Annotated in this window: 25 protein-coding genes; 2 read left to right on the top strand and 23 right to left on the bottom strand. The window is 68.4% G+C overall.

The window, feature by feature from the left end:
- Positions 1–9: 9 nt before the first annotated feature.
- The 10 genes from ABDZ95_RS05755 to ABDZ95_RS05710 form a co-directional block, all read right to left on the bottom strand.
- On the bottom strand, positions 10–681 hold the full coding sequence (locus ABDZ95_RS05755) for a response regulator transcription factor (protein WP_343791604.1): 672 nt from the start codon (positions 679–681) through the stop codon (positions 10–12).
- 69 nt (positions 682–750) lie between these two features.
- Positions 751–2,298 (bottom strand): trypsin-like peptidase domain-containing protein, encoded by a 1,548-nt coding sequence (locus ABDZ95_RS05750; protein ID WP_343791602.1) that lies wholly within the window; start codon positions 2,296–2,298, stop codon positions 751–753.
- A 112-nt stretch (positions 2,299–2,410) separates the two neighbouring features.
- The gene (locus tag ABDZ95_RS05745) at positions 2,411–2,902 is read right to left on the bottom strand and encodes a cytochrome c-type biogenesis protein (RefSeq protein ID WP_343791600.1); all 492 of its coding nucleotides are present in this window, start codon (positions 2,900–2,902) and stop codon (positions 2,411–2,413) included.
- The gene (locus tag ABDZ95_RS05740) at positions 2,899–4,878 is read right to left on the bottom strand and encodes a heme lyase CcmF/NrfE family subunit (protein ID WP_343791598.1); all 1,980 of its coding nucleotides are present in this window, start codon (positions 4,876–4,878) and stop codon (positions 2,899–2,901) included. Before ABDZ95_RS05740 ends, ABDZ95_RS05745 begins: the two co-directional genes overlap by 4 nt.
- On the bottom strand, positions 4,875–5,363 hold the full coding sequence (gene ccmE / locus ABDZ95_RS05735; RefSeq protein ID WP_343791596.1) for a cytochrome c maturation protein CcmE: 489 nt from the start codon (positions 5,361–5,363) through the stop codon (positions 4,875–4,877). Before ccmE ends, ABDZ95_RS05740 begins: the two co-directional genes overlap by 4 nt.
- On the bottom strand, positions 5,360–6,163 hold the full coding sequence (gene ccmI, locus ABDZ95_RS05730) for a c-type cytochrome biogenesis protein CcmI (RefSeq protein ID WP_343791594.1): 804 nt from the start codon (positions 6,161–6,163) through the stop codon (positions 5,360–5,362). The genes ccmE and ccmI overlap by 4 nt, the downstream gene beginning before the upstream one ends.
- Positions 6,164–6,200: 37 nt before the next feature.
- Positions 6,201–7,493 carry a hypothetical protein gene (locus ABDZ95_RS05725; RefSeq protein ID WP_343791592.1) on the bottom strand — a complete coding sequence of 431 codons (1,293 nt, stop codon included), beginning with the start codon at positions 7,491–7,493 and terminating at the stop codon, positions 6,201–6,203.
- A 152-nt stretch (positions 7,494–7,645) separates the two neighbouring features.
- Entirely contained in the window at positions 7,646–9,082 is a 1,437-nt protein-coding gene (locus ABDZ95_RS05720) for an ATP-binding protein (RefSeq protein ID WP_343791590.1), read from the bottom strand.
- Entirely contained in the window at positions 9,079–9,759 is a 681-nt protein-coding gene (locus ABDZ95_RS05715) for a response regulator transcription factor (RefSeq protein WP_343791588.1), read from the bottom strand. The genes ABDZ95_RS05720 and ABDZ95_RS05715 overlap by 4 nt, the downstream gene beginning before the upstream one ends.
- An 8-nt stretch (positions 9,760–9,767) precedes the next feature.
- Positions 9,768–10,070 carry a hypothetical protein gene (locus ABDZ95_RS05710; protein WP_343791586.1) on the bottom strand — a complete coding sequence of 101 codons (303 nt, stop codon included), beginning with the start codon at positions 10,068–10,070 and terminating at the stop codon, positions 9,768–9,770.
- Between the two features lie 262 nt (positions 10,071–10,332).
- Here ABDZ95_RS05710 and ABDZ95_RS05705 point away from each other — a divergent pair, with 262 nt between their 5' ends.
- Complete coding sequence (locus ABDZ95_RS05705; RefSeq protein WP_343791584.1) at positions 10,333–10,713, top strand: hypothetical protein; 381 nt, start codon at positions 10,333–10,335, stop codon at positions 10,711–10,713.
- A 63-nt stretch (positions 10,714–10,776) separates the two neighbouring features.
- Here the strand turns inward: ABDZ95_RS05705 and ABDZ95_RS05700 are convergent, their stop codons facing one another.
- From ABDZ95_RS05700 to ABDZ95_RS05660, 9 genes are all read right to left on the bottom strand, one after another.
- Positions 10,777–11,073 carry a nucleotidyltransferase family protein gene (locus tag ABDZ95_RS05700; protein ID WP_343791582.1) on the bottom strand — a complete coding sequence of 99 codons (297 nt, stop codon included), beginning with the start codon at positions 11,071–11,073 and terminating at the stop codon, positions 10,777–10,779.
- Positions 11,074–11,075: 2 nt separating this feature from the next.
- Positions 11,076–11,561 carry a YxiG-like protein gene (locus ABDZ95_RS05695; protein ID WP_343791580.1) on the bottom strand — a complete coding sequence of 162 codons (486 nt, stop codon included), beginning with the start codon at positions 11,559–11,561 and terminating at the stop codon, positions 11,076–11,078.
- Between the two features lie 56 nt (positions 11,562–11,617).
- A complete protein-coding gene (locus ABDZ95_RS05690; RefSeq protein WP_343791578.1) occupies positions 11,618–12,190 on the bottom strand; it encodes a nucleotidyltransferase family protein in 573 nt (190 codons plus the stop codon).
- Complete coding sequence (gene thiD, locus ABDZ95_RS05685; protein ID WP_343791576.1) at positions 12,187–12,990, bottom strand: bifunctional hydroxymethylpyrimidine kinase/phosphomethylpyrimidine kinase; 804 nt, start codon at positions 12,988–12,990, stop codon at positions 12,187–12,189. Before thiD ends, ABDZ95_RS05690 begins: the two co-directional genes overlap by 4 nt.
- Before the next feature lie 20 nt (positions 12,991–13,010).
- Positions 13,011–13,829 carry a dihydropteroate synthase gene (gene folP / locus ABDZ95_RS05680; RefSeq protein ID WP_343791574.1) on the bottom strand — a complete coding sequence of 273 codons (819 nt, stop codon included), beginning with the start codon at positions 13,827–13,829 and terminating at the stop codon, positions 13,011–13,013.
- Positions 13,826–14,425, bottom strand: coding sequence for a YdeI/OmpD-associated family protein (locus ABDZ95_RS05675; protein WP_343791572.1), 600 nt, complete (start codon positions 14,423–14,425; stop codon positions 13,826–13,828). The genes folP and ABDZ95_RS05675 overlap by 4 nt, the downstream gene beginning before the upstream one ends.
- The gene (locus ABDZ95_RS05670) at positions 14,425–14,727 is read right to left on the bottom strand and encodes a winged helix-turn-helix domain-containing protein (protein WP_343791570.1); all 303 of its coding nucleotides are present in this window, start codon (positions 14,725–14,727) and stop codon (positions 14,425–14,427) included. Before ABDZ95_RS05670 ends, ABDZ95_RS05675 begins: the two co-directional genes overlap by 1 nt.
- Positions 14,728–14,730: 3 nt before the next feature.
- A complete protein-coding gene (locus tag ABDZ95_RS05665) occupies positions 14,731–15,372 on the bottom strand; it encodes a hypothetical protein (RefSeq protein ID WP_343791568.1) in 642 nt (213 codons plus the stop codon).
- A gap of 63 nt (positions 15,373–15,435) precedes the next feature.
- Positions 15,436–16,653 (bottom strand): acyltransferase family protein, encoded by a 1,218-nt coding sequence (locus tag ABDZ95_RS05660; RefSeq protein WP_343791566.1) that lies wholly within the window; start codon positions 16,651–16,653, stop codon positions 15,436–15,438.
- Between the two features lie 286 nt (positions 16,654–16,939).
- On the opposite strand from ABDZ95_RS05660, the gene ABDZ95_RS05655 reads away from it, so the two are divergent.
- Positions 16,940–17,356, top strand: coding sequence for a GreA/GreB family elongation factor (locus ABDZ95_RS05655; RefSeq protein ID WP_343791564.1), 417 nt, complete (start codon positions 16,940–16,942; stop codon positions 17,354–17,356).
- 61 nt (positions 17,357–17,417) lie between these two features.
- Here ABDZ95_RS05655 and ftsH read toward each other — a convergent pair whose 3' ends face one another.
- The 4 genes from ftsH to ABDZ95_RS05635 form a co-directional block, all read right to left on the bottom strand.
- The gene (ftsH, locus tag ABDZ95_RS05650) at positions 17,418–19,376 is read right to left on the bottom strand and encodes an ATP-dependent zinc metalloprotease FtsH (protein WP_343791562.1); all 1,959 of its coding nucleotides are present in this window, start codon (positions 19,374–19,376) and stop codon (positions 17,418–17,420) included.
- Positions 19,377–19,413: 37 nt separating this feature from the next.
- Positions 19,414–20,574, bottom strand: a complete 1,161-nt coding sequence (locus ABDZ95_RS05645; RefSeq protein WP_343791560.1) for a tRNA lysidine(34) synthetase — start codon at positions 20,572–20,574, stop codon at positions 19,414–19,416.
- 116 nt (positions 20,575–20,690) lie between these two features.
- Positions 20,691–21,596 carry a tetratricopeptide repeat protein gene (locus ABDZ95_RS05640; RefSeq protein ID WP_343791558.1) on the bottom strand — a complete coding sequence of 302 codons (906 nt, stop codon included), beginning with the start codon at positions 21,594–21,596 and terminating at the stop codon, positions 20,691–20,693.
- A 41-nt stretch (positions 21,597–21,637) separates the two neighbouring features.
- Positions 21,638–22,717, bottom strand: coding sequence for a DUF3667 domain-containing protein (locus ABDZ95_RS05635; protein WP_343791556.1), 1,080 nt, complete (start codon positions 22,715–22,717; stop codon positions 21,638–21,640).
- Positions 22,718–22,752 lie beyond the last annotated feature (35 nt).

Below are 22,752 nucleotides of genomic sequence, written 5' to 3'. Positions count from 1 at the left end.
GCGGAGGCGTCAGGCCTCCAGACGGTATCCCGCCCCGCGCACGGTCTGCAGCATGGCCTTGTCGAAGCCCTTGTCGATCTTGGCGCGCAGGCGGCTGATGTGGACGTCGATGACGTTGGTCTGGGGGTCGAAGTGATACTCCCAGACCTTCTCCAGCAGCATGGTCCGGGTTACCGACTGGCCGGCGTGGCGCATGAGGAACTCCAGCAGTTGGAACTCGCGCGGCTGCAGGTCGATCTCCTGCCCGGCGCGGTGCACCGTGCGGGCGATCAGATTCATCTCCAGATCGCCGACCTTGAGCATGGTGGCCACCGAGCCAGTCTCGCGACGGCGCGACAGGGCCTCGACGCGGGCGATCAGCTCGGCGAAGGCGTAGGGCTTGACCAGATAGTCGTCGCCGCCGGCCTTCAGGCCCACAACGCGATCCTCGACCTCGCCCAAGGCGGACAGGAACAGGACCGGGGTCTGATCGCCGTCCTTGCGCAGGGTCTCGACCATACCGATGCCGTCGAGGCGCGGCATCATCCGGTCCACCACATAGACGTCGTAGCCACCCTTCTGCGCCTCCAGCAGGCCGAAGGCGCCGTCGACGGCATGGGTGACCTCATGGCCAGCCTCACTTAGCCCACGGACCATGGCGGTCGCGGCCTCGGCGTCATCCTCGACCACCAGAATTCGCATAGTCAGCCCCCGAAAAACGAGATTCGTCGCGGAGTGTAATGCATCCGCGACGATCCCGTCAGTTAAGCCTTATTCAGACTTCGGAACTTCGAGCACGCCGGTGCGCACGCCAGCCGGTGTCCAGAACATCAGGAAGACGCCGGTGTTGTTCTGGCGAGCCGCCTCGACGGCCGCCTGCAACTGGGCGACGGTCGTGACGGGGCCGTTTCCTGCACGCATGATAACGGTGCCCGGCTGAACCCCTTGTGCAGCTCCGCGACCGGGCTGGGTGACGACGAGCCCGCTGATGCGCTCCGGCACTTCGTGCTGACGACGCAGCGCCGGCGTCATCGGAGCCACCGTAAGGCCGACAACTTCCGTGCCCGCGGACGGTGCGCCCTGAGGCGCTTCCGGCGTCTGCCCGATGCCGCCACTGGCGTTCAGCTCGCTTTCGGACGGACGAGTGATCGCACGGATCGTCACCGTCTCGCGCCGACCATCACGAAGGATCTGGAGGCGCACGGTTTCGCCGGGACGCACCTGCCCGATGCGACGGGTCAGGTCATTGCTGTTCTGGACTTCCTGACCGTTCACGTGGGTGACGATGTCGCCCAGTTGCACGCCGCCGGTGTCGGCCGGACCACCCGGCGTCACAGTGCCGACGTAGGCGCCCTTGAAGCGGGCATCCAGACCCAGGCTGGCGCGCTCTTCGCGCGAAAGATCCTGAATACCGACGCCGACATAGCCGCGGGTGATCGACTCACCGCGGCGCAGTTGGTCCGTAATCGGCTTGGCGACCGAGGCCGGGATCGCGAAGCCGATGCCGACCGAGCCGCCGGTCGGCGACAGGATCGCGGAGTTCACGCCGATGACACGGCCGTAGATATCGAAGGTCGGGCCGCCCGAGTTGCCCCGGTTGATGGCCGCGTCGATCTGGATGTAGTCCGTATAGGGCGTACGGGCGTCGAGCTGGTTGCGGCCCAGACCCGAAACGATACCGGCCGTCGCCGTGCCGCCCAGACCGAACGGGTTGCCGACGGCGATGACCCAGTCACCGACGCGGGGCTGAGCCTCTTCCTCGAAGGTCACGAACGGGAAGTCGGTCCCGTCGACCTTGATGACGGCCAGATCGGTGTTCTCGTCGCGGCCGATCACGCGGGCCGGCAGCTCGCGCGAGTCCGCCAGCTTGACGGTGATCTCAACGGCATCGGCGACGACGTGGTTGTTGGTGACGATGTAGCCGTCGGCCGAGATGAAGAAGCCCGAACCCGCGCCCATGGCGGTCGGAGCTTCGCCCTCTTCGCCTTCGCTCCCGCCCTGACCGCCCGGCGCCGGAATGACGCCGAGGCCCGGGATCTGGATGAAGCCGCCGCGCGGGCGCTCGACCCGCGCCTTGACGTCGATCTGGACGACGGCCGGAGCGACCTGCTGGAAGATGTCGGCGAAGCTGAGCGGCGCGCCCTGCGGCGGCGCGAAGGCGAGGCCGGCCGCGCCCGCGCTCGGCGCAAGACGACCGGAGACCCCGGCCACCGGACCCGCCGCAGCGGTCGGCCAGCTGATGACCCCGCCGGCGGTCGCGGCCGCCGCGAAGGTCAGGCCGACCACGGCCCCGAGAATGAATTCCTTGCGCTTCACCATGGGTATCCTGCGATCCTCTCGTCGGGCGACAAATGACGCCCGTTAGGCCCTAGATAGAGGGCGTGTGTCGCAACACCAACGCCCGTGGCGGAATGTTGGGTCCCGCGCAGTGTCAGTCGTCAGACGGCTTTGCGTCATGACTACGGCGAAGATCGCCGTTCGCGAGAATATCGGCCAGCCGGGCTTCCTCAACTGACGAAAGCGGTTCGATTTCCGCTCTCCGGCGACGGCCGACGACCAACAGGACGGCGCCGACCAGCAGCAGGGCGACGAACGGACCGAACCACAGCAGCCACGTCCCGACCCGCACCGGCGGCTTGAACAGAACGAAGTCGCCGTAGCGGGTCACCAGATCCGCCCGGACCTCCGCATCGGTGCGACCGGCCGCGATTTCCTCGCGCACCAGACGACGCATGTCGGAGGCGATGCCGGCGGGGCTGTCGGCGATGGCCTCGTGCTGGCAGACCACGCAGCGGATGCCGTCGAACAGGCGCTGGGCCCGCGCTTCCTGCGCCGCATCTGGCAAGGGCGTGTCGGGCGCGGGGATGGGTTCCGCGGCGATCAGGCCGACGGCGGCGATGGCGACCAGCAGGACCCGCTTCATCCCGTCTTCCTCCCGCCGGCCCCAATCCTCAGACGACGATCCAGCAGCGACAGCAGCCCGCCCAGCGCCATGATCGCCGGTCCAAGGAAGATCAGCCGCGCCCAGGGATTCCACCAGACCCGCACGCTCCAGCTCGGCTGGCCATCGACGAGCGCCGCGCGTTCGCCCAGCACCACATAGACGTCGTCCAGTCCACGGAAGTCGAGGCCGACCTCGGTCGTCGTCTGGCCGCCTGCGGGGAAAAAGCGGCGCTCGGCGGTCAGGGTGCGGGTCCTGCCGCCCTGAACCTCAATGGTGAACCGGCCCTGCTCGGCCAGATAGTTCGGGCCCTCGACGACCCGGACCTGATCCAGTCGGACGGAATAGCCTGCAGCCTCGATCGACTGACCCACCTGCAGTGGGCGGCCGGTCTCGATCCGGTAGCCGGTCTCGACCACGGCCCCGAGCACGAAGACGCCGAGCCCGGCATGAGCCAGCGTCATGCCCCAGGCGCCGAGCGGAAGGCCCTTCGCCCGGCGGAAGACCTCGGCCAGAGGCGCGCGGAAGAGGCGCACCCGCTCGGCGGTCTCGGCCAGGGCGCCGACGATCAGCCAGAAGCCCAGCGCCAGACCGGCGGCGGCCAGCGCCTTCTTCGGTTCGAACATGGCCCAGCCGGCGAGGCCCAGGGCGACGGCCAGCAGGGCCGCGACCCACAAGCGTTGCAGGGCGCCGTTCAGGTCGCCGCGCTTCCACGCCAGCAGCGGGCCAGCGGGCAGGATCAACAGCGCCACGGCCATCAGCGGCACGAAGGTCAGGGCGAAATAGGGCGGGCCGACCGAGATGGTCGCGCCCGACGCCGCCTCGAGGATCAGCGGATACAGGGTGCCCAGCAGCACCGTCGCGGCGGCGGCGGTCAGGAACAGGTTGTTCAGCACCAGCGCGCCCTCGCGGCTGACCGGGGCGAACATGCCGCCGCCCTTCAGCTGCGGCGCCCGCCAGGCGAACAGGGCGAAGGCCGCGCCGGCGGTGACGCCGAGGATGGCCAGCAGCATCAGGCCGCGCTTCGGGTCGACGGCGAACGCGTGAACGCTGGTCAGCACGCCCGAGCGCACGAGGAAGGCGCCCAGCATGGAGAAGGTGAAGGCCAGCAGGGCGAGGAAGGTGGTCCAGCCGGCCAGCGCGCCGCGGCGCTCCGTCACCACCGCGCTGTGCAGCAGGGCCGCGCCGGCCAGCCACGGCATGAAGCTGGCGTTCTCGACCGGGTCCCAGAACCACCAGCCGCCCCAGCCGAGTTCGTAGTAGGCCCAGAAGCTGCCCAGGGCGATGCCGACGGTCAGGAAGGCCCAGCTGGCGAGCGCCCAAGGCCGGACCCAGCGGCCCCAGGCCGGCCAGAAGCTGGCGTTGGCCCGTCCCTCGATCAGGGCGGCGACGGCCAGCGAGAAGCAGACCGAGAAGCCGACGTAGCCGAGGTAGAGCAGCGGCGGATGGAAGGCGAGCGCCGGGTCCTGCAGCAGCGGATTCAGCGACCCTCCCTGAAACGGCGCGGGTTCCAGCCGCGCGAACGGATTCGACGTGAAGACCGCGAAGGCGAGGAACAGGGCGCCCAGCACGCCTTGCGTCGCGACGGCCGAGGTGCGCAGGCCGAAGGGCAGGTTGCGGGCGCGGGCCAGGGTTGCGCCGAAGCCGGTCATGACCAGACACCACAGCAGCAGCGAGCCCTCGTGGCTGCCCCAGGCGGCTGCCACCTTGTAGAGCATCGGCTTGTCGGTATGGCTGTTGGCCGCGACGTTGGCGACCGAGAAGTCCGACGCCGCGAAGGCGAAGATCAGGGCGGCGAAGGCGACGGCCACGGCCAGCGCAGAAGCCAGCGCCGCGCCATCGGCTGCGCCCGCCAGCACCGGACTGCGACGCAGGCGGCCGACGCCGGCCATGACGGTCTGCAGCACCGCCAGGATCAGGGACAGGATGAGGGCGAAGGCCCCGACTTCGACGATCACGTTGTGGGGACTCCGGCCCGTGCAGGCGCGCCGTCCTCGGGACGCCACTCACCGGTTTCCTTCAGGCGATCCGCGACCTCGCGCGGCATATAGTTCTCGTCGTGCTTGGCCAGAACCTGGGTCGCGCGGAAGGTGCGGTCGGGCTGGAAGGCGCCTTGGGCCACGATCCCCTGCCCTTCGCGGAACAGGTCGGGCAATTCACCGCGATAGACGATGCGCGTGCTGGCCAGATTGTCGGTGACGACGAAGGCGATCTCGCCCGTGCCGTCGCGCTCCACGCTGCCGGCCTCGACCAGACCGCCCAGACGCACGACACGGCCGGCGGGCGCGTTCTCGGCGGTCACCTCGGATGGCGAGAAGAAGAAGGTCACGCTGTCGCGCATGGCCCAAAGCGACAGGCCGACGGCGAGGGCGAGGATCGGGGCGACGGCAGCCACGACCCACAGGCGGCGGCGCGCCTTGGGAGACTTCGGCAACCAGCTCATTGACGGGCCTCCGCCGCGGCGAGGCGCGTGGTCAGCTCGGCCAGACGCGGATCCGACGGATCCAGCGACGCCATCAGCGGCCCCCACAGGGAGCGAAGCTCCGCCACGTCGCCGCGCGCCAGCGCGGCCTCGCCGAGGAAGTAGCGCGCCCCGCCCTGATTGGCATCCAGCGCCAGCGCGCGGCGGAAGGCGGCCTCAGCGTCACCACCGACCGCGCCGTCGTTGGCGCGGACGAGACTTTCACCGAGACGCGACCAGCTTCGGGCGTCGTTCGGTTCCAGCTCCAGCGCGCGGCGGAAGGCCGAGGCGGCACCGATGGGATCGCCGGCCTGGAAGCGGGCCGCGCCCAGCATGGTCAGGGCCTGATGGTTCTCGGGCTGGGAGCGAACCATACGATCGACCACGGCGGCGACCTGAACCGGCTCCAGCGCCTCGACCGAGGTCGCCCACTCGTCGACCCGTTGTTCATAAGGCTGATCGGGCAGGCCGGGAGCAGCGATCGCGAAATAGACCCCCAGCGAAACCAGCACCGTCGCGACGATCCCGCCCAGCACCCAGAAGCGATCCTTGCCGCCCGCGAGGATCGGCTGCGCCGTGCGTTCGGCCGAAAGGATACGGCGTCCGGCCTCGGCACGAGCGGCGGTCCATGAGGCCTCGTCCAGCAGGCCGCGCGCCTTCAGGCGATCCAGCTCCGACAGCTCAACGGCGGCCGAAGCTTCCGGCGCCTCGCCCCCGTCGGCGCCGCGGCGCGCACCCGTCAGCACCAGCAGCCCTGCCAGGGCCGCCAGAAGCGCTGTCATGATCCAGAAAAACGTCATCGCCGCGCGATGTAGCCGATCAAGCGGCCGCCGACGAGGCCCCCGCCGTCACGGCGCTTCCACCCGCCACTGCGGCGCGGCGACGCACGGTCTTCGCCGCCTCCTTCGCCTCGATCAGTTCGAGGTAGCGGGCGGCGACCGCGATCAGCGCCAGCGCGTGGTTCCGGTCCGTCGCTTCATCGTTGATCACGCCGAGGATCTGGTCCGCATACGACGTCAGCCGTTCGACCAGTTCGTCCATCAAGGCCTTGCGCCCGGCTTCGGCGCCGAAGGTCGACGCCGCGCCACGGGTTACGCCGACCAGCTTCATCAGGGCGAAGGCCGTCTCGGCCGCCTCGCCCCGGGCGGGGGCGGACAGGTCCGGGACCTGACGTGTCATCCGGCCGGACGTCTGAACGCGCGTCATCGGGAGAGCGGCGTCCACGGCCTTGTCCGCCTTGCGGTAAAGGGTCGTCATCCAGGCGGCGACGGCCAGACGGCTTTCGCGCACGCTCATGCCCCAAGGCGAGTCCGGCTCGAGCGTCAGGGTGACATCCAGCTCGGCCAGCACGTTGGCGCACCAGTCGAGATCAGCCATCACCGGCGCGATATCGTCCTTGCCGCCGGCCGTGGCCCAGGCTGTGAGGCGTTCGACCCGCTGGCTCACGCCGTTCAGCAGCCGCTCCACGAACTCGCCCATCTCGGACACGCTGAGGAAGCCGATACGGTCCGCCGCGCCGGAGGTGCGCGTCAGGATGCGAAGGACGAGTACGGCGTCCGCCAAGTGAGCAAAGAGGATTTCGACAAGCCGCCACGCCCCGTCGGCGTGAATCCCGGAGCCGTCCTTCACCATCAGGCGGAGCTCGGCCAGTTGATCGCCGTCCGGGCGTTTGAGCCACACGTCGATCAGCGGCAACGCCCTGCGCGCCAGATGAGCGAGGTCCAGGCTGATCACCAGATCTTCGAGCCCCTTGTCGCGGATGTCCGGACGGGACGCCTCGGGCCAGACGAGATCGGGCCGATCGCGCACGATCGAGGCGGCGGCCTGACAGATACGGTTCGCGACGATGATCTCGCCGCCCTCGTCTTCATCGAGACGAGGCAATAGTTGCGGCTCGCGACCGCTGGCGGCCTTCCAGAGCCGCGCCAGCACGTCGGGTGGGAAGGTGGTCGCAGGGATTCCGTCGGCGCGCTCGGCGAACATCGGCAGGATCGGCGCAAAGGCGACGGCGCGACGGCGTCGGTCCGTCATCTCCTCGGCCAGCATGCGGCGCAGGTCATTGGCCTTCTCACCAGGAAGGCCCGAAACCGTCGTCGATACCGATTTGAGCATCGCCTCGGAACAGCGCGCCAGAAGCGCGGCAAGGGCGACGGAATGGGCAGTCGAAAGCCCGGACATACAGAACACCTCGTGGCCGGGGAGGCCCGGACCGAAGCTCGACCATGACAGGACGCGGTTAACAGGCCCTATCCAGCCGGCTGGTCTCAAACCTCGGCGGTCGGCAGTTCCAGAAGCACCTTCAGCCCCCCCATGTCGCTGTCACCCAAGGTGATGCGACCGCCATAGGCGCGGGTCAATTCCACCACGATCGAGAGGCCCAGACCGGATCCCGGCGTGGTCTCGTCCATCCGCATGCCCCGTTGCAGGGCGGCCTCGCGCTGGTCGGCCGGCAGGCCCGGCCCGTCGTCCTCGACGACCAGCACCATCTGGCCGAGTCCGGTAGGGCCCGCGGAAATCCGGACCCGGCGCTTCGCCCATTTGCAGGCGTTCTCCATCAGGTTGCCGAGGATCTCCTGCAGGTCCTGTCGCTCGCCGCGGAAGCCCAGCTCGTCCGGCGCACGCCAGTCGATCTCGACGCCCTTGGTTTCGAACACCCGCTCCAGCATGACGGCCAGTTCGTCGATGACCTCGGCGATCGGCGTACGCTCACCCAGCAGCTGGGCGCGGGCGGCGGCGCGAGCGCGGCGCAGATGGTGATCGACCTGCGCCTTCATGATCTCGGTCTGCTTGCGGACCATGTCGGGCAGCTGGCCCTTCTGCGTACCGGCCTCGGCAAGCATGACCGACAGGGGCGTCTTCAGCGCATGGGCCAGATTGCCGACGTGGGTGCGCTGGCGTTCGACGGTCTCCTGGTTCTGGTCCAGCAAGCGGTTCACCTGCTCGGCCAGCGGCTGGATTTCGAGCGGATAGGTCTTTGCGATCCGCGCCGCCTTGCCCTTGCGGACATCGGCGATCTCGTTGCGCAAGCCGAAGAGGGGACGCAAGCCGATCTGCACCTGCAGGAAGACGGCGATGACCAGACCGCCGCCGAGCATGGCCAAGGCGATCCAGGTGAAGGTCGCGAACTGGCGGGCGTCGGCATCCAGTTCGGATCGGTCGAGGCCCGCCATCAGCACGACGGGCCGCTCCCGTCCCGGCAGGGTCTTGAGGCTGGCGGCGATGCGCAGCGGCGCCCCCATGGGACCGCGGCCGTTGTAGCTGATGGTCTGGCCGAAAGCGCCACGCAGGCGGGGCGGCAGGTCGCGAGGCACCGGCAGATCCTCTCCGGCCAGCGAAGGCGACCGTGCGAGGAAGCGGACGCCGCGATCACCATCGAGTTCGGCCACCGCCCAGTACTTGCCGGAGAGGGGGCGGAGGGTTCGTGCGTCCTTGATCTCGGCGACTGTCACGCCAGCGGGGTCGGCCGTGCTGGCGAGCACGACTTCATCGATCGTTATGGCCAGGACATTGCCGAGACGCCGCAGGGTGCTTTCGCTGTACTGCTTCGTCAGAGCCCATCCGGTAACCAGCAGGGCGATCAGAATCCAGGCGGAGGCCAGCCAGATCAGCCGACGCGTCAGGCTGCGGCCCGGACGGCCGAACCACCGGCCCCAGGTCTTCGGTTCCGCGACCGTCTCGCCTGCCCCCGCGTCGTCCGTCACGCCGCGTCGGACTCCCCGGCCAGCGGCGTCAGCCGATAGCCCAGGCCGCGGACGGTCTCGATGCGGTCAGAACCGATCTTCTTGCGCAGACGACCGACGAATACCTCAATGGTGTTGGAGTCGCGGTCGAAGTCCTGATCGTACAGGTGCTCGACCAGCTCCGTGCGGCTGATGACCCGGCCCTGATGCATCATCAGATAGTGCAGCAGGCGGTACTCCAGCGACGTCAGGCGCAGAGGCTCACCATTGACGCTGGCGCGGGCCGCGCGCGGATCGAGACGCAGGCCGCCGCACGACAGGGTCGCCGAGGCGATGCCGGCCGAGCGGCGCAGCAGGGCGCGCAGGCGGGCCAGCAATTCCTCGGTGTGGAACGGCTTGGTCAGATAGTCGTCGGCCCCGGCGTCGAAGCCGGAGACCTTGTCGGACCACGCTCCGCGCGCCGTCAGGATCAGGACGGGTGTCGCCTTGCCTTCCCGACGCCAGCGCTCGAGCACCGACACGCCGTCGATCTTGGGCAGGCCCAGATCCAGCACAATAACGTCATAGGGTTCGGTGTCGCCGAGGAAGTGGGCTTCCTCGCCGTCCGCGGCGTGGTCCACGGCGTAGCCCGCATCGCCCAGCGCCGTTTTCAGCTGGCGCGACAGGTCCGCGTCATCCTCGACCAGAAGAACTCGCATGATGGCTCCTAGCGGTAGGCGCTGACGGAAACGTTAAAGACCCGGCCGTCACGCTCGAAGGCGAACACATAGCGCCCGCCCTGGATGCCTTGCGAGCCCACGAAGCGGGCGCCGGGCCCGGCCTGCGACCGGGCGATGCTGGCGGCTTCGGAATAGCTGATCTGCGGCCGCTCCCGTTCGGGGCGCTCCTGCTGTTCCGAACGGTCGCGACGCGGGCCGCGATCATCGCGGTCGCCACGATCCTGCGCAGCCGCGCTCAGGGGCGCTGCGGCGATCAGGGCGGCCAGGGAAAGGGCGAGCATCCGTTTCATGTCGTCGGGTTTAATCCTCGGCCTCTGAACGACGGCTGAACGACCAGTGTATTCCGGTTTCAGCTTCAGGCCACCGCCCTCGCCTCGTGCGCGCGGACGAGCCTTTAGACGCGAGCAGAGGTCTCGTCATCCGCCCATGACGTCGATTTCACGCACATGAACGTTAACTGACCTGCCGTGTTCAGATGCGGCTCAGGCCGGGGGTGGTCTTCTCCACATCAACGCAGCCGATCCGGTTGCGGTGAACGCCAAGGAGAACGTCATGTTCAAGAAAGCCCTTATCCCCGCCCTCGCCCTGGCCGCGGCTACCGTGGCTGTCCCGGCCGCCGCATCGGCCTCCGCCGCCATGACCACCCAGTACCGTGGCGGCGGCTACGAGCAGAACCACCGCGGCTGGCAGCCGATCTCGCAGCGCAAGCACAACCTCGATCGCCGCATCGATGTGGGTCAGCGCAATGGCCAGCTGAGCCGCCGCGAGGCGACCCGCCTGCGCAACGAGCTGAACCAGCTGGTTCGCCTCGAATACTCCTATCAGCGCGGCGGCCTGAGCTTGCGCGAGCGTCAGGAGCTCGACGCCCGATACGACCGTCTGTCGCGTCAGGTGCGTGAAGAGCGCCGCGATTGGGACAACCGTCGTCGCTAAGGCGACCTGAGACATCCTCCCCGATGTCCGAGGGGCGCGATCCGGAAGGGTCGCGCCCCTTCCTCATGCCTCGACGCGCAGCTCGGGCCAGCGGGCGGAAGCGCTGGCGACGGCCTTGTCCCAGTCTTTCGCCAGAGGGCGACGCGGGTTGGGACGCAGGACCATGGCGAACATGTCCTCCAGTCCGAAAGGCGCGGCGATGCTGATGCTGTCGTCCCCCTCAAGCCGGATTCCGATCGCGAAGGCCGGGGCGACGAAGCGGCTCAGCGCCGTATCGGTGTCGGGCAGGGCCTCACAGGGCTCGCCGAAACGGTTCTCGAACCACAGATGGACGCAACTCTGTTTGTATGTTCGGACCATTTTCAAGCCAACGGAATGATCACCTGTTTGACCAACGAGGTGTCATCCGTGACCATTTCGGATCGCAGAGAGTGGAAGATCAGCCGCAGGCTAAAGCGGTCCGTTTCCAGCGTCGCCGCATACATTGGCCGACGCACCTTGCGTGTCCACTCGTCGGCCTCGTAGTCGCCGATCAGAGCCGTGATCCCCGGATAGGCCAGTGACCAGTTCGTCCCCCAGACGTAGCCGTCCAAGTCTTTCGAAAGCTCGTAGTCGAGGAATATGTCATCCCACGATCCCGACCAGCCATCGGCAGACAACGCGGTCTGACAATCCGCCCGCACAACATGTGTGAATGTGAGCCGATGTGTTCCGGGCCGCGCGCTGATCATGTCCTGAATAATGATCTGATAGTCGCGCCCGTGCGTCATGAATCCATGGTTCATGACCGCGAAATCGCACTCCGGGAGCCATTCGGTCGTTAGTGCGGAAACGGGATGAACGGTCATGACCTTGGTCGCCAACTTTTAATGCCCAAAGCTAACTCGTTTGGGCAGGTCCGCAATCAGACCTGAACGATATTGAGTTCCGGCCAACGCGCCTTCGCCTTATCGATAATGCGATCCCAGTCGTTGGCGATGGGCCTGTCCGGGGTCGGACGGATGGTCAGATTGAACACGTCACCCAGCCCAAATGGCGCGGCCACGGTGATTTCTCCGTCCTTTTCGAGCCTGACACCGACCGCGAAACACGGCGCGACGAAGCGTGTCAGGGCCTCATCCGTGTTGGTCAAGGCCGGGTAGGAGCCACCGAACTTCGCCGGATGCCAAATGTGAACCCGCGCCTGGTTCCTCACCTCGACGATGTCCCGGAAGGGCGGTTCGAAGACGGCGGCGACGCGTTTGATGACCACGTCCTCGGCGTCCCAGCTGGTGTCCGGGCCGAAATAGCCGAGGTCGTAGTCCTTGATGCCGTACCCGGCGGGGCGGCCGGTCACGTCATTCCAGACGGCCTGATAGACGGCGCCGGAGAAGACCCGCCAGTCGTTCAGCCCCAGACCGCGCACGGTCGTCAGGACATGCATCAAATCAGGGCTGGCGCGGACGATGTCGGCGAGGCGGGTTTCGAGATCGCTCACCGGTCGCCCCGCATCGGCCAGGCGTGGTCCAGCGGGCCGTGGCCGCCGCCCAGACCGGGCGCGCGGCGGATGGCCTCGGCGACATAGGCCCAGGCTTCAGTCACGGCGGCCTCAAGCGAAAGCCCCTTCGCCAGACCGGCCGCGCAGGCGCTGGCGAGGGTGCAGCCGGTGCCGTGGGTGTGGCGGGTATCGACCCGTTCGCCCTCCAGCAGGGTTTCGCCATCCTCGGTCACCAGCACGTCGATGACGCGGTCGCCGGTGGCGACATGGCCGCCCTTCATCAGCACGGCCTTGGCCCCCATCCCGATGAGGAAGGCGCCGGCGCGACGCTGGCCGTCCAGATCGGCGACCGGAAGGCCGGTCAGGGCCTCGGCCTCGGGCGCGTTGGGGGTCAGCAGGGTCGCGCGGGGCACCATCAGGGATTTCACCGCTTCCACCGCCTCATCGGGCAGCAGCGGGTGGCCGCCCTTGGCGATCATGACCGGGTCGACGACCACGGGCGCGTCGGAGCTGTCGAGGATGGCGGCGACGCGCTCGACGACGTCGGTCGAGCCCAGCATGCCGGTCTTGATGGCGTCGGTTCCGATGTCGTCCAGCACCGCCCGCGCCTGCGCCTCGATCAGATCGAGCGGCAACGGATGGACGCCATGGACGCCGAGGGTGTTCTGCACCGTGATCGCCGTGATGGCGGTGGCCGCGAAGCAGCCCAGGGCTGTCACGGCCTTCACATCCGCCTGTATCCCCGCCCCGCCGCCCGAGTCGGAGCCGGCGATGATCAGAACGCGTCCCAATGAGGTCATGACGGGCAGATGGCGGAGACTCAGCGCGGACGCAAGCCAGCGTCCAGAGCCACCTGCACCTTGAGCGCCTGAACCGTCTCGCGCACGTCGTGGACGCGGACGATGCCGGCGCCGCGGCGGGCGGCCTCCAAAGCGAGGGCCAGCGAGCCGCCGAGGCGATCCATGGGATCGGTTGCGGTCGGATCGATGCCGGCGATCGTGCGCTTGCGACTGGCGCCGTACAGGACCGGCAGGCCCGATGCGCCGATGCGGTCGAGGTGTGCGGTCAGCAGCAGATTGTGCTCGACCGTCTTGCCGAAGCCGATGCCGGGGTCCAGCCAGATGCGATCGGGCGCGACGCCGGCGGCCATGGCCTCGCCCGCCCGATGGTCCAGCCAGTCGGCGACCTCGGCGACCACGTCGTCATAGTGCGGGGCGTCCTGCATGGTGCGCGGCTCGCCCTTCATGTGCATCAGGACGATGTCGCAGCCGAGCGCGGCGGCGGTCTTCATGCCGTCCGGCGCATAGCCGAGCGCGGCCACGTCGTTCCAGATCGTCGCCCCGGCGGCGACGGCGGCGCGGGCGACCTCGGGCTTCATGGTGTCGATGCTGATCGGCCCGCCCCAGGCCTTCGCGAGGCCGGCGATGACCGGCGCGGTGCGGGCGATCTCCTCGTCCACGCCCACAGGCTCGGCGCCCGGCCGGGTGCTCTCGCCGCCGACGTCGAGGATGTCCGCGCCATGTTCGACCAACTTCAGCCCGTGGGCGACAGCGGCCTCGACGCCATCGTGCCGGCCGCCGTCCGAGAAGCTGTCCGGTGTCGTGTTGACGATGCCCATGACGCGGGGAAGGCCGGTCATGACTTGCTAGCCTGCGGATAGATGGTCTCGCCCTTGCGCAGCATGTTGAGGGTGGCCTCGATGCGCTTCCTGCGGCCCGCCTCAGTCTTCAGCGACTGCAGGCGGAAGATCAGGGCGAACCGGTTCTGGGCGGTCAGGGTCTCGAAGAAGGCCTTCGCCTTCGCGTCGGCATCCAGTGCGGCCTGCAGGTCGTCCGGCACGGTCGAGCCCTTGACCCGATAGGCGGCGTCCCAGCGGCCATCGGCCTTTGCAGCCTCGACCTGTTTGAGGCCGTGTTCGGTCATGCGGCCCGCCTCGATCAGGCGGGCGACATTGGCGACGTTGACCTGGCTCCAGACGCTTTTCCTGCCGCGCGGCACGTAGCGCTGGAGAAAGCTCTTCTCGTCGAAGCCCTTCCGCACCGCGTCAATCCAGCCCCAGCACAGGACGGCGTCGATGGCTTCGATGTGATTGATGGACGGCAGGCCCGAGCCCTTCTTGTGGATCTTGATCCAGACCTCAGGCGCGCTGGCGTGGTTGTCGGCCAGCCAGCCGTAGAAGGCGTCGAAGTCGACGAACTCGCGGACGTGCTTCGGATCGACGACGATGGGGGCCATCAGTCGCGCCCTCCGATCAGCTTGCCGATGGCCTCGAGATAGACGCCGAACGCCTTGCGGCCCTCGGTGGTGATCGAGACGCGGGTCAGGGGCTTGTTGTCCTTGAAGCTCTTGGCGATGGCGACATAGCCCGCCTCTTCCAGCTTCTTCAGGTGGACGGACAGGTTGCCTTGGGTCGCCTCCAGCACGGTCTTCAGCTCGGTGAAGTCGGCGCTGTCGACGTCGGCCAGATAGACCATGATCCCCAGCCGCATGCGGCCGTGGATGACGTCATCGATCCTGCCGAGGTCGGCCAGTCCCATGTGTCAGGCCGCCTTCCCTGCACGGGCATCGCGGAAAAGGATCCAGCCCGGCAGGGCGAACAGCAGGAACAGGGCGACGGTGCAGACGCCGAGATAGGCCACCGGCTCGCGCACCAGCACGCCCAGCGCGACGGCCGTGACCCAGCCGCCCAGCGAGGTCGCCAGCATCCACGGCCGCTTCTTCAGGTTCCACGCCACCAGCCAGGCGGCGGCCTGAAGGGCGAAGACGATGGCGGCGTAGTAGAGCCAGATGGCGAAGTCCTGATCGCGAATGGCGCCGACGGCGAAGACGATGACGACGGCGGCGTTGGCCATGCCGGTGGCGCTGAAGACCGCGCTGGTCATCCGGGCAGCCAGCGGTCCCCGGTTCGACGGACCGGCCTTGCGATCATGCAGGATCGCCCAGGTCAGGATCACGAGGAAGGCCACCGTGATGCCGACGACAAAGATCAGATTGGCCAGATCGGGCCAGCGGATCAGGCCGATCACCTGCCCGACATGGAACAGGCACTGCAGACCGTAGAGCAGGCCGCCGGCGAGGTAGCAGATGGCGAGGGTCATGGGTGGCCGGCCCGAACCCTCGACGATCGAGCGCATGAAGGCGAGGTCGTCCTCAGGGGAATGCAGGCGGGGCTTGGAGGGCATGTGGGCGATTCTCCGGAACCGGCTCGTCCCGATTGGGTGGACGAGCCGGTCGGGCTTGGCAAGCTATTCGGCGGGGATGGCGGCGGCGGGCGCCGGGCGACGCCAAGGGATGCGGCGGCCGTTCAGCCACTTGCCCATGAAGCCGTGACGGACAGTCAGTTCGTAGGAGATCAGGCATACGGCGAAGACGCCCAGCGAGACTCCAGCCAGCTTCAGCCACCACGGGCCGGCCCAGTTCTGCACCCAGACCTGCGCCAGCATGACCAGCGGCAGGTGCAGGATGTAGACCCAGTAGGAGGCGTCAGCGAGGTAGCGACGCATGGGGCTGTGGCCGGACAGGAAGCGCAGGCACAGGCCGACGGCGGCCAGTGCGGAGCTGAAGACGGCAATGGCGACGACAGCCGCGGCGATGGCCTTGGCCTGCGTCGGCTCGGTCATCGGGGTCAGGCTGGGTCCGCCGGCGAGGACATAGCTCCACACGCCCGACACCACGGCCAGGATCAGATAGACAGGCCACCAGCCGGCAAGGCGGGTCAGCAGGTCGCGGCGGCGATCCAGCAGGAAGCCGAGCGCGAAAGCCAGGCCGAAGCCGACGAGGGCGGCGGTGTGCGGGATCAGGCCGGCGTCGGGCGTCGGCACGGCGAAGAAGGCGATCCATTTCGGGTCCAGCCAGAAGGCCAGAGCCAGAGGCGCGGCCAGCAGGAAGGGCGTCCACCAGCCAATCAGGGCGCCGGTCAGGCGGTCGACCAGACGACCCCAGCCGCCATTTCGATCCAGCGCAGCGAAGGGCGCGCGCAGGATCAGGGCGACGATGCAGAACAGGCTGAGGACGTAGAGGAACCACAGGTGGGTCAGCGGGATGTTGGTCCAGTCATAGGTCGGCGGCGGGGGTGGCGGCGCGCCCGGCGTGACCAGACCGTTGGCGTGGGCGTTCCAGACCAGGGCCGTGACGATGCCGGCCATGACCGGGAACCAGAAGGCCAGCAGCGGGCCGGTGATGCGGACGGCGCGATCCTTCGCGAAGCCGAACCAGCCCTTGCGGGCCAGCATCATGTGGGCGAACAGGCCGGCGATCAGGAAGAAGGCTGTCATCCGGAACAGGTGGATGGCGAAGAATAGCCCCGCCGCGCCGATCGAGCGGCTGTCGTCGGCGACGATCCAGATTTGCTGCGGGAAGAAGGACAGGCTGGCGTGCAGGACCACGCCCAGCAGCAGGGCGCCGCCGCGCAGGGCGTCGAGGCCGTGAAGGCGCTCGGGCAGATGGGTTTCGGACGCGGACATGACGGCTCCCCTCGGTTGAGGATCGACGATGTAGCGCGGACTTGTTTGCTTTGCAAACTTGTCTTCGAAGACTTACGCCTGCCTGATTTGACTTCCTCAGCCGTCGGCCTAGCTTCGATCCATGATCGGAATGTCCGAGCAGGGCCGGTTGCTGAACCACGCGGGACGCCTCGTCGCAGGCGGATGACCCGGGGACGATGACGCGTGTCTCGTCTCCGGGTGACACGGCCTCTGCCTCAACTCAGGGCCATGCCGTGGACGGCGGGCCCGAACTTCGAGATTTCCAATGCCCATCCGCACTTCCGGCGACGCGCCGGCACGCCTCCCGGCCATCCAGCTCAGCTCTGCTGATCACGCCCTGCTGTCCACCCTTGTCGGGGAGGTCGAAGGAGACGGCGTCGCCGGCCTGCTTCGGCAGGAACTCGATCGGGCCCGCATCGATCATTCCGGACGACGCCTCCACACGGTGGGCCTCGACTGCTGGGTCCACTACGTCGACGATCGCGGGAGCAGACCTCGCAGGATCAAGATCGTGCCGCCCTCTGAAGCCGATATCGACCTCGGCCTTGTCTCGCCGCTTTCGCACGTCGGCGCTGGCCTGCTGGGCCTTTCGGCCGGCCAGTCCATACGGTGGCCCGATCCCTCGGGTCGCCTGCGCAAGCTGACGGCGGTCCTGATCGAGGACGAGGACACCCTGGTCTGAAAACAGAAAGGGCCGGAGATTGCTCTCCGGCCCTTCGCCATACGCTTCGTCTGACCGGTCCTCAGTGGACCGTCTGGGTTTCGACCTCGGTGCCGTCGGACACCGGTGTGATCGGGACCGAGACCGAAGGTCCGGCGTTGGGGAAGTTGTTCTCGTCGCGGTTCGGCGTGACGCCCTTCTCCAGCAGGTCCTTGATCTCCTCGCCCGACATGGTCTCGTACTCGAGCAGGGCCTGGGACAGCTTCTCGTGATCCCCGGCCTTCTCGGTGAGGATCTTGCGAGCCTCGTCCCAGCCGTTGGTGACCAGACGCTTGACCTCTGCATCAATGGTGCGGGCCGTCTCTTCCGAGACGTTCTGGCTGCGCGCCACCGAGTGCCCCAGGAAGACCTCTTCCTGGTTCTCGCCGTAGGCCACGGTGCCCAGGATGTCCGAGAAGCCCCAGCGGGTGACCATCGCGCGGGCCAGCTTGGTGGCCTGTTCGATGTCCGACGAGGCGCCCGAGGTGATGTTCTCCTTGCCGAAGATCAGCTCCTCGGCGACGCGGCCGCCGGCCATGATGGCGATCCGGTCGATCATCTGCTGGTACTTCATCGAGTAGCGGTCGCCTTCCGGCAGTTGCATCACCATGCCCAGCGCGCGGCCGCGCGGGACGATGGTCGCCTTGTGCACCGGGTCGGCCATCTTGACGTTCATGGCGACGATGGCGTGGCCGGCCTCGTGATAGGCAGTCAGGCGCTTCTCTTCCTCGTTCATGGCCATGGAGCGACGCTCCGAGCCCATCAGGACCTTGTCCTTGGCGTCCTCGAAATCGCGGTGCGTGACCATGCGGCGATCCTTGCGGGCCGCCGTCAGGGCCGCTTCGTTCACGAGGTTGGCCAGGTCAGCGCCCGAGAAGCCGGGGGTGCCGCGTGCGATGGTCTTGACGTTGACGTCGGCGGCCAGCGGCACGTCCTTCATGTGGACGCGCAGGATGCGCTCGCGGCCCGAGACGTCGGGGTTCGGAACCACGACCTGACGGTCGAAGCGGCCGGGACGCAGCAGGGCCGGGTCCAGAACGTCGGGACGGTTGGTGGCGGCGATCAGGATGATGTTCTCCGAGGCTTCGAAGCCGTCCATCTCGACCAGCAGTTGGTTGAGCGTCTGCTCGCGCTCGTCATTGCCGCCGCCCAGACCGGCGCCGCGGTGACGACCGACGGCGTCGATCTCGTCGATGAAGATAATGCAGGGCGCGTTCTTCTTGGCCTGCTCGAACATGTCGCGGACGCGGCTGGCGCCGACGCCGACGAACATCTCGACGAAGTCGGAACCCGAGATGGAGAAGAAGGGCACGCCGGCCTCGCCCGCGACGGCGCGGGCCAGCAGGGTTTTACCCGTACCCGGAGGGCCGACCAGCAGGGCGCCCTTCGGGATCTTGCCGCCCAGACGCTGGAACTTGCCCGGATCCTTCAGGAAGTCGACGACCTCCTGCAGTTCGTCCTTGGCCTCGTCCACGCCGGCGACGTCCTCGAAGGTCTTGCGGCCCTTGTGCTCGGTCAGCAGCTTGGCCTTGGACTTGCCGAAGCCCATGGCGCCGCGGGCCCCGCCCTGCATCTGGCGCATGATCAGGATCCACAGGCCGATGATCAGGATGAAGGGCAGCAGGCCGATCAGGGCGCTGACCCAGATGGGCTGACGGGCCGACTGGGCGTCGACCTCGGCGCCCGAGGCGATCAGGGCCTCGACGGTTTCGGCGTTCGGCATCGGGGTGACGACCTTGACGACGCCGCCCTCGCGCAGGGTCGCGGTGATCTCCTCGCCGCGCACCTTGGCCTCGGTCACCCCCTGCGCGGCGATGGCCTTGCGCAGGTCGGAATAGCTCATCGGCTGCGGACGGCTGTTCGCGGCAGCCTTCGCCGTGGCGGGCGCGGCGGCTCCGGGTGCGGTCGCGTTCTGCAGCGTGCCGCCGCGGTTGAGCACCACATAGGTGCCCAGCAGGGCCAGCAGGACCGCGCCGATGATGGCCAGGTTGCGCAGGTTCATTCTCGTCTCGACTCCTCGATCCGCCGGCGGCGGACCGTCACTTCGTGATGTCAGCGCCCGAAAATAGGTGGTTCCAAGGCGTTGCGCCATGCATGGCGTGCCCAAGGTCCCGTTCGTGCGTCATTCGGTCCAGCGCGAGGGCCAGTCGTTCGCCGACCAGACAGCGCGCTTTAACCGCCTCTCCTGCAAGAACCGGGGCAGGTTCGCCGTCCCGCAGCAAGACAGGACGGACAGCGCGGGCGGACGGCGCATGATCCAGAAGGATGCGACGATCGGCGTCGCACAGACGCTTCATTCGTCCCGCGACGGGACCGGCGCGCCAGCCGGACGAGGGCGCCGTCACGGCCCAGCGCCCGTCCCAGATCGTCTCGACGCCGGATTGAAGCGGGACAACTTGCGTGGCTGAGCGGCGGAACTCCCCGGCTTCACGGATAACGAAGACGGCGTCGCCCCGCGCCTCAAGCCGGGCGCCGCATGTGGTCGCGGTGAAGGCCTCGCCCGAACGGAGGCGCGAGAGGTTTACAGCGAGACGGTCTCCGCGCGGAGGACGGTCGCCGCCGCCGGCGCAGACGAGGGCCGCCGACAGGGCGCGGGCGCAGACGTCGCAGCTCAGGCGGATGAGGTCGTCCTCGACAGAGAGGACGCCGTGGACCGGGCCCGGTTCGGCCGGTTCGCTGCGGGCGCCGGAGAGACGGGCGCGGGCGCGGCTGCGGGTGTGGTGAGTGTCGGTGTTGGCCGGATCGTCGATCCAGTCGGCGCCCTGCCCTGTCAGCCAGTCCCGAAGCTCGGCTCGCCCGGCGTGGAGCATGGGGCGCAGCAGCATCAGGCCTCGGCCTTCGGGCCATGCGGGGGATGGCGACCATTCGCGCAGGCGGCCCAGGGTCGAGCCCTCGGCCCGCATCAGATCGGCCTCCGCAATATCGTCGGCGGTATGGGCGAACAGGATCACCTGTGCACCGGCCTGACGGGCGGCTTCGGCGATCAGGGCGTGGCGGGCGGCGCGGGCCGCGGCCTGAATGCCCGTCGCGGGTTTGTCGTCGGTCCAGCGGAGGGGCCGCCAGTCGGCGCCGAGCGCCCTCGCCTGCTCGCCTGCGCGGGCGGTCCAGGCGGCGCTGTCGGGGTTCAGGCCGTGGTCGACGGTGAGGGCCAGCAGACGGCGGCCGTTCGCCCTCGCCCACTCCGCCGCGAGGTGCAGCACGGCGACGGAATCGCCGCCGCCGGACAGGGCGACGGCGACCGGATGATCGACATGGGTCTCGAGCCGGCGGTCGAGGATCGCCCTCGCCTGCCTCAGCCCGTCAGGAGCGACAGGGCTCAGCCGGGTCTCCGCGCCGGCGGACGGGCGGCGGCCGGAGCGGCGCAGGCGAAGCGCGTGCGCATCTCGGTCGCCCGCGTGCGCAGGGCCGCCGAAGCGCCCTCGGCATAGCGGTTGGTGAAGTCGACCAGGGCGCTGCAGGCGGCGGTCTTGTTGTCCGACTGGAACAGGGCGTTGGCCAGCTCCAGCACGGTCGCCGGGGCCCACTGGGTGGTCGGCCAGCCACGCAGGGCCGAGGCGTAGGCGCGCACGGCGTTCTCGTGGTCGCCGGCGGCGACGCGCAGGTCGCCCAGACGGCTGTTGGCCTCGCGGGCCTGCGGCGTGTCGGGCCAGGCGGCCACGACGGTCTGCAGGGCGCGGTCGGCCATGGCCGGGTCGGTCGAGATCAGGCGCACGGCGGCGGTCAGATCGCGGGCCGGGTCGCCAGTCGGCGAGGTGGTCGGGATCGGGCTGTTCAGCTCGCGGTCGCGGGCGGCGGTCGTCTCTATGGCGCGGACGCGATTGTCGGCCTCGCGCAGGCGGGTCGACAGGGCTGTGCTTTCGCGGCGCGACTCGTCCAAGGCGAAGGTCAGGCGCTCCAGATCGCCGTTGACGCGTTGGACGGTGGCTTCCAGATCCTGAAGGCGGCGGTCCATCAGATCGACGCGGCCCTGCAGGGCGATGACCTCGGGGTCCGGCTCGACCAGCACCGGCTGACCGGCGGCGTTGCGCTGGGTGACGGCGCGCTCGAGGCGGCGGACGTTGCGGTCCAGCTGGTCGAGACGGCGCTTGTCCCACTGCACCGGCTCAAGCGGCGCGGTCTGGGCGACGACCGTCGTCGTGCCGGCGATCAACGAGATGCCGACGAGCGTCAGGATCGCCTTGCGCGAGAAGAGGAGCGAACGAAGTCGGGACGTCTGGATCATGGGAAAAGGTATCCTTGGCTTTGCGGCGACGGCAAGGCCGCTCAGGTCCCGACCGCCAGCCACAGCACCATGAAGGTGAACAGCAGCGAGGTGATCAGGCAGAAGATCTGCAGGAAGAAGAAGCGCCAGATGGTCGACGGCCAGCTGAGCGAATAGCCGCCCTTCAGCTGGGCGAACTGGTGGACGGGGAAGCCGAAGATGATGGCCATCCAGGCCAGGCCGCCGAGCCACGGGCTGATGAAGCCCAGGCCGATGGCGATGACGCTGATCATCGTTGCGAAGGTCAGGGAGTAGAGGACGAAGACGCCGTGGTCGTAGAGCGTCGCCTCGCGCCGCCACAGGAACAGCAGCGCCATGAACGGCACAGACAGGGGCACCAGCAGGAAGGCGAATTTGTAGAAGGTCTGCTGGATTTTATAGAGCGCCAGATCCGGGTTCATCAGCTTCTTGGCGAACTTCTTCGCCATCGGGCCGCTGTCCGGGTTGTTGTAGATATAGCCGGCGATGTCGCGCGTGCCCGCCTGCCAGGTGTTGGGCGTCAGACCGTCGGCGCGAGCGCGGGCCGGCTCGGCCTTGTAGCCGGAAATGCCGGCCAGAACGTTGTCGGCGACATCGAGCGCGACCTGGTCTTCCGCGCTGATGGCGGTGGCTCGCGCCTCGGCGATCTGACGCCGCCCCTCTTCGAATTCTGCAGCCCCCTCGGCGCCGGCCACCGTGGCCACCGGATGGAGGCTGGGCTGCGGGATATGGATGAAGCTGAGGGCGAAGAAGGTCAGGAAAACCGTGAACAGGAAGATCGCCAACGGCGAGACATAGGTCGCACGCTTGCCGTGAATCCATTCGCGGGTCAGGCGTCCGGGGTTGAAGGCCAGCAGCGGCAGGGTGCGCCAGATGCGGGCGTCGAAATGCAGCACCCCGTGCAGCAGCTCCTCGCCCAGGTGCAGCAGGGTGCGGTGGACGTGGGTCGGCTGACCGCAGTTCGAGCAGAAATTGCCCGAGGTCTCGGCTCCGCAATCGGAACAGATGTTGTCCTCATGCTCGCCGGCATGGCCCGCAGGCTTTTCGACCGCGCCGGCGATCAGGCCCGCGGTCACGGCGCCGCCTGCTGCTTCGAGATCCATGGTCCGTACCCCCTGCCCGGAATCGCCGGGACTTT

Origin of the sequence: Brevundimonas kwangchunensis (assembly GCF_039523815.1) — a bacterium.
In the GTDB taxonomy this organism is placed as follows: Bacteria; Pseudomonadota; Alphaproteobacteria; order Caulobacterales; family Caulobacteraceae; genus Brevundimonas; species Brevundimonas kwangchunensis.
Note: the sequence above shows the minus strand (reverse complement) of the source record. Positions and strands in the feature narration are given on the sequence as shown.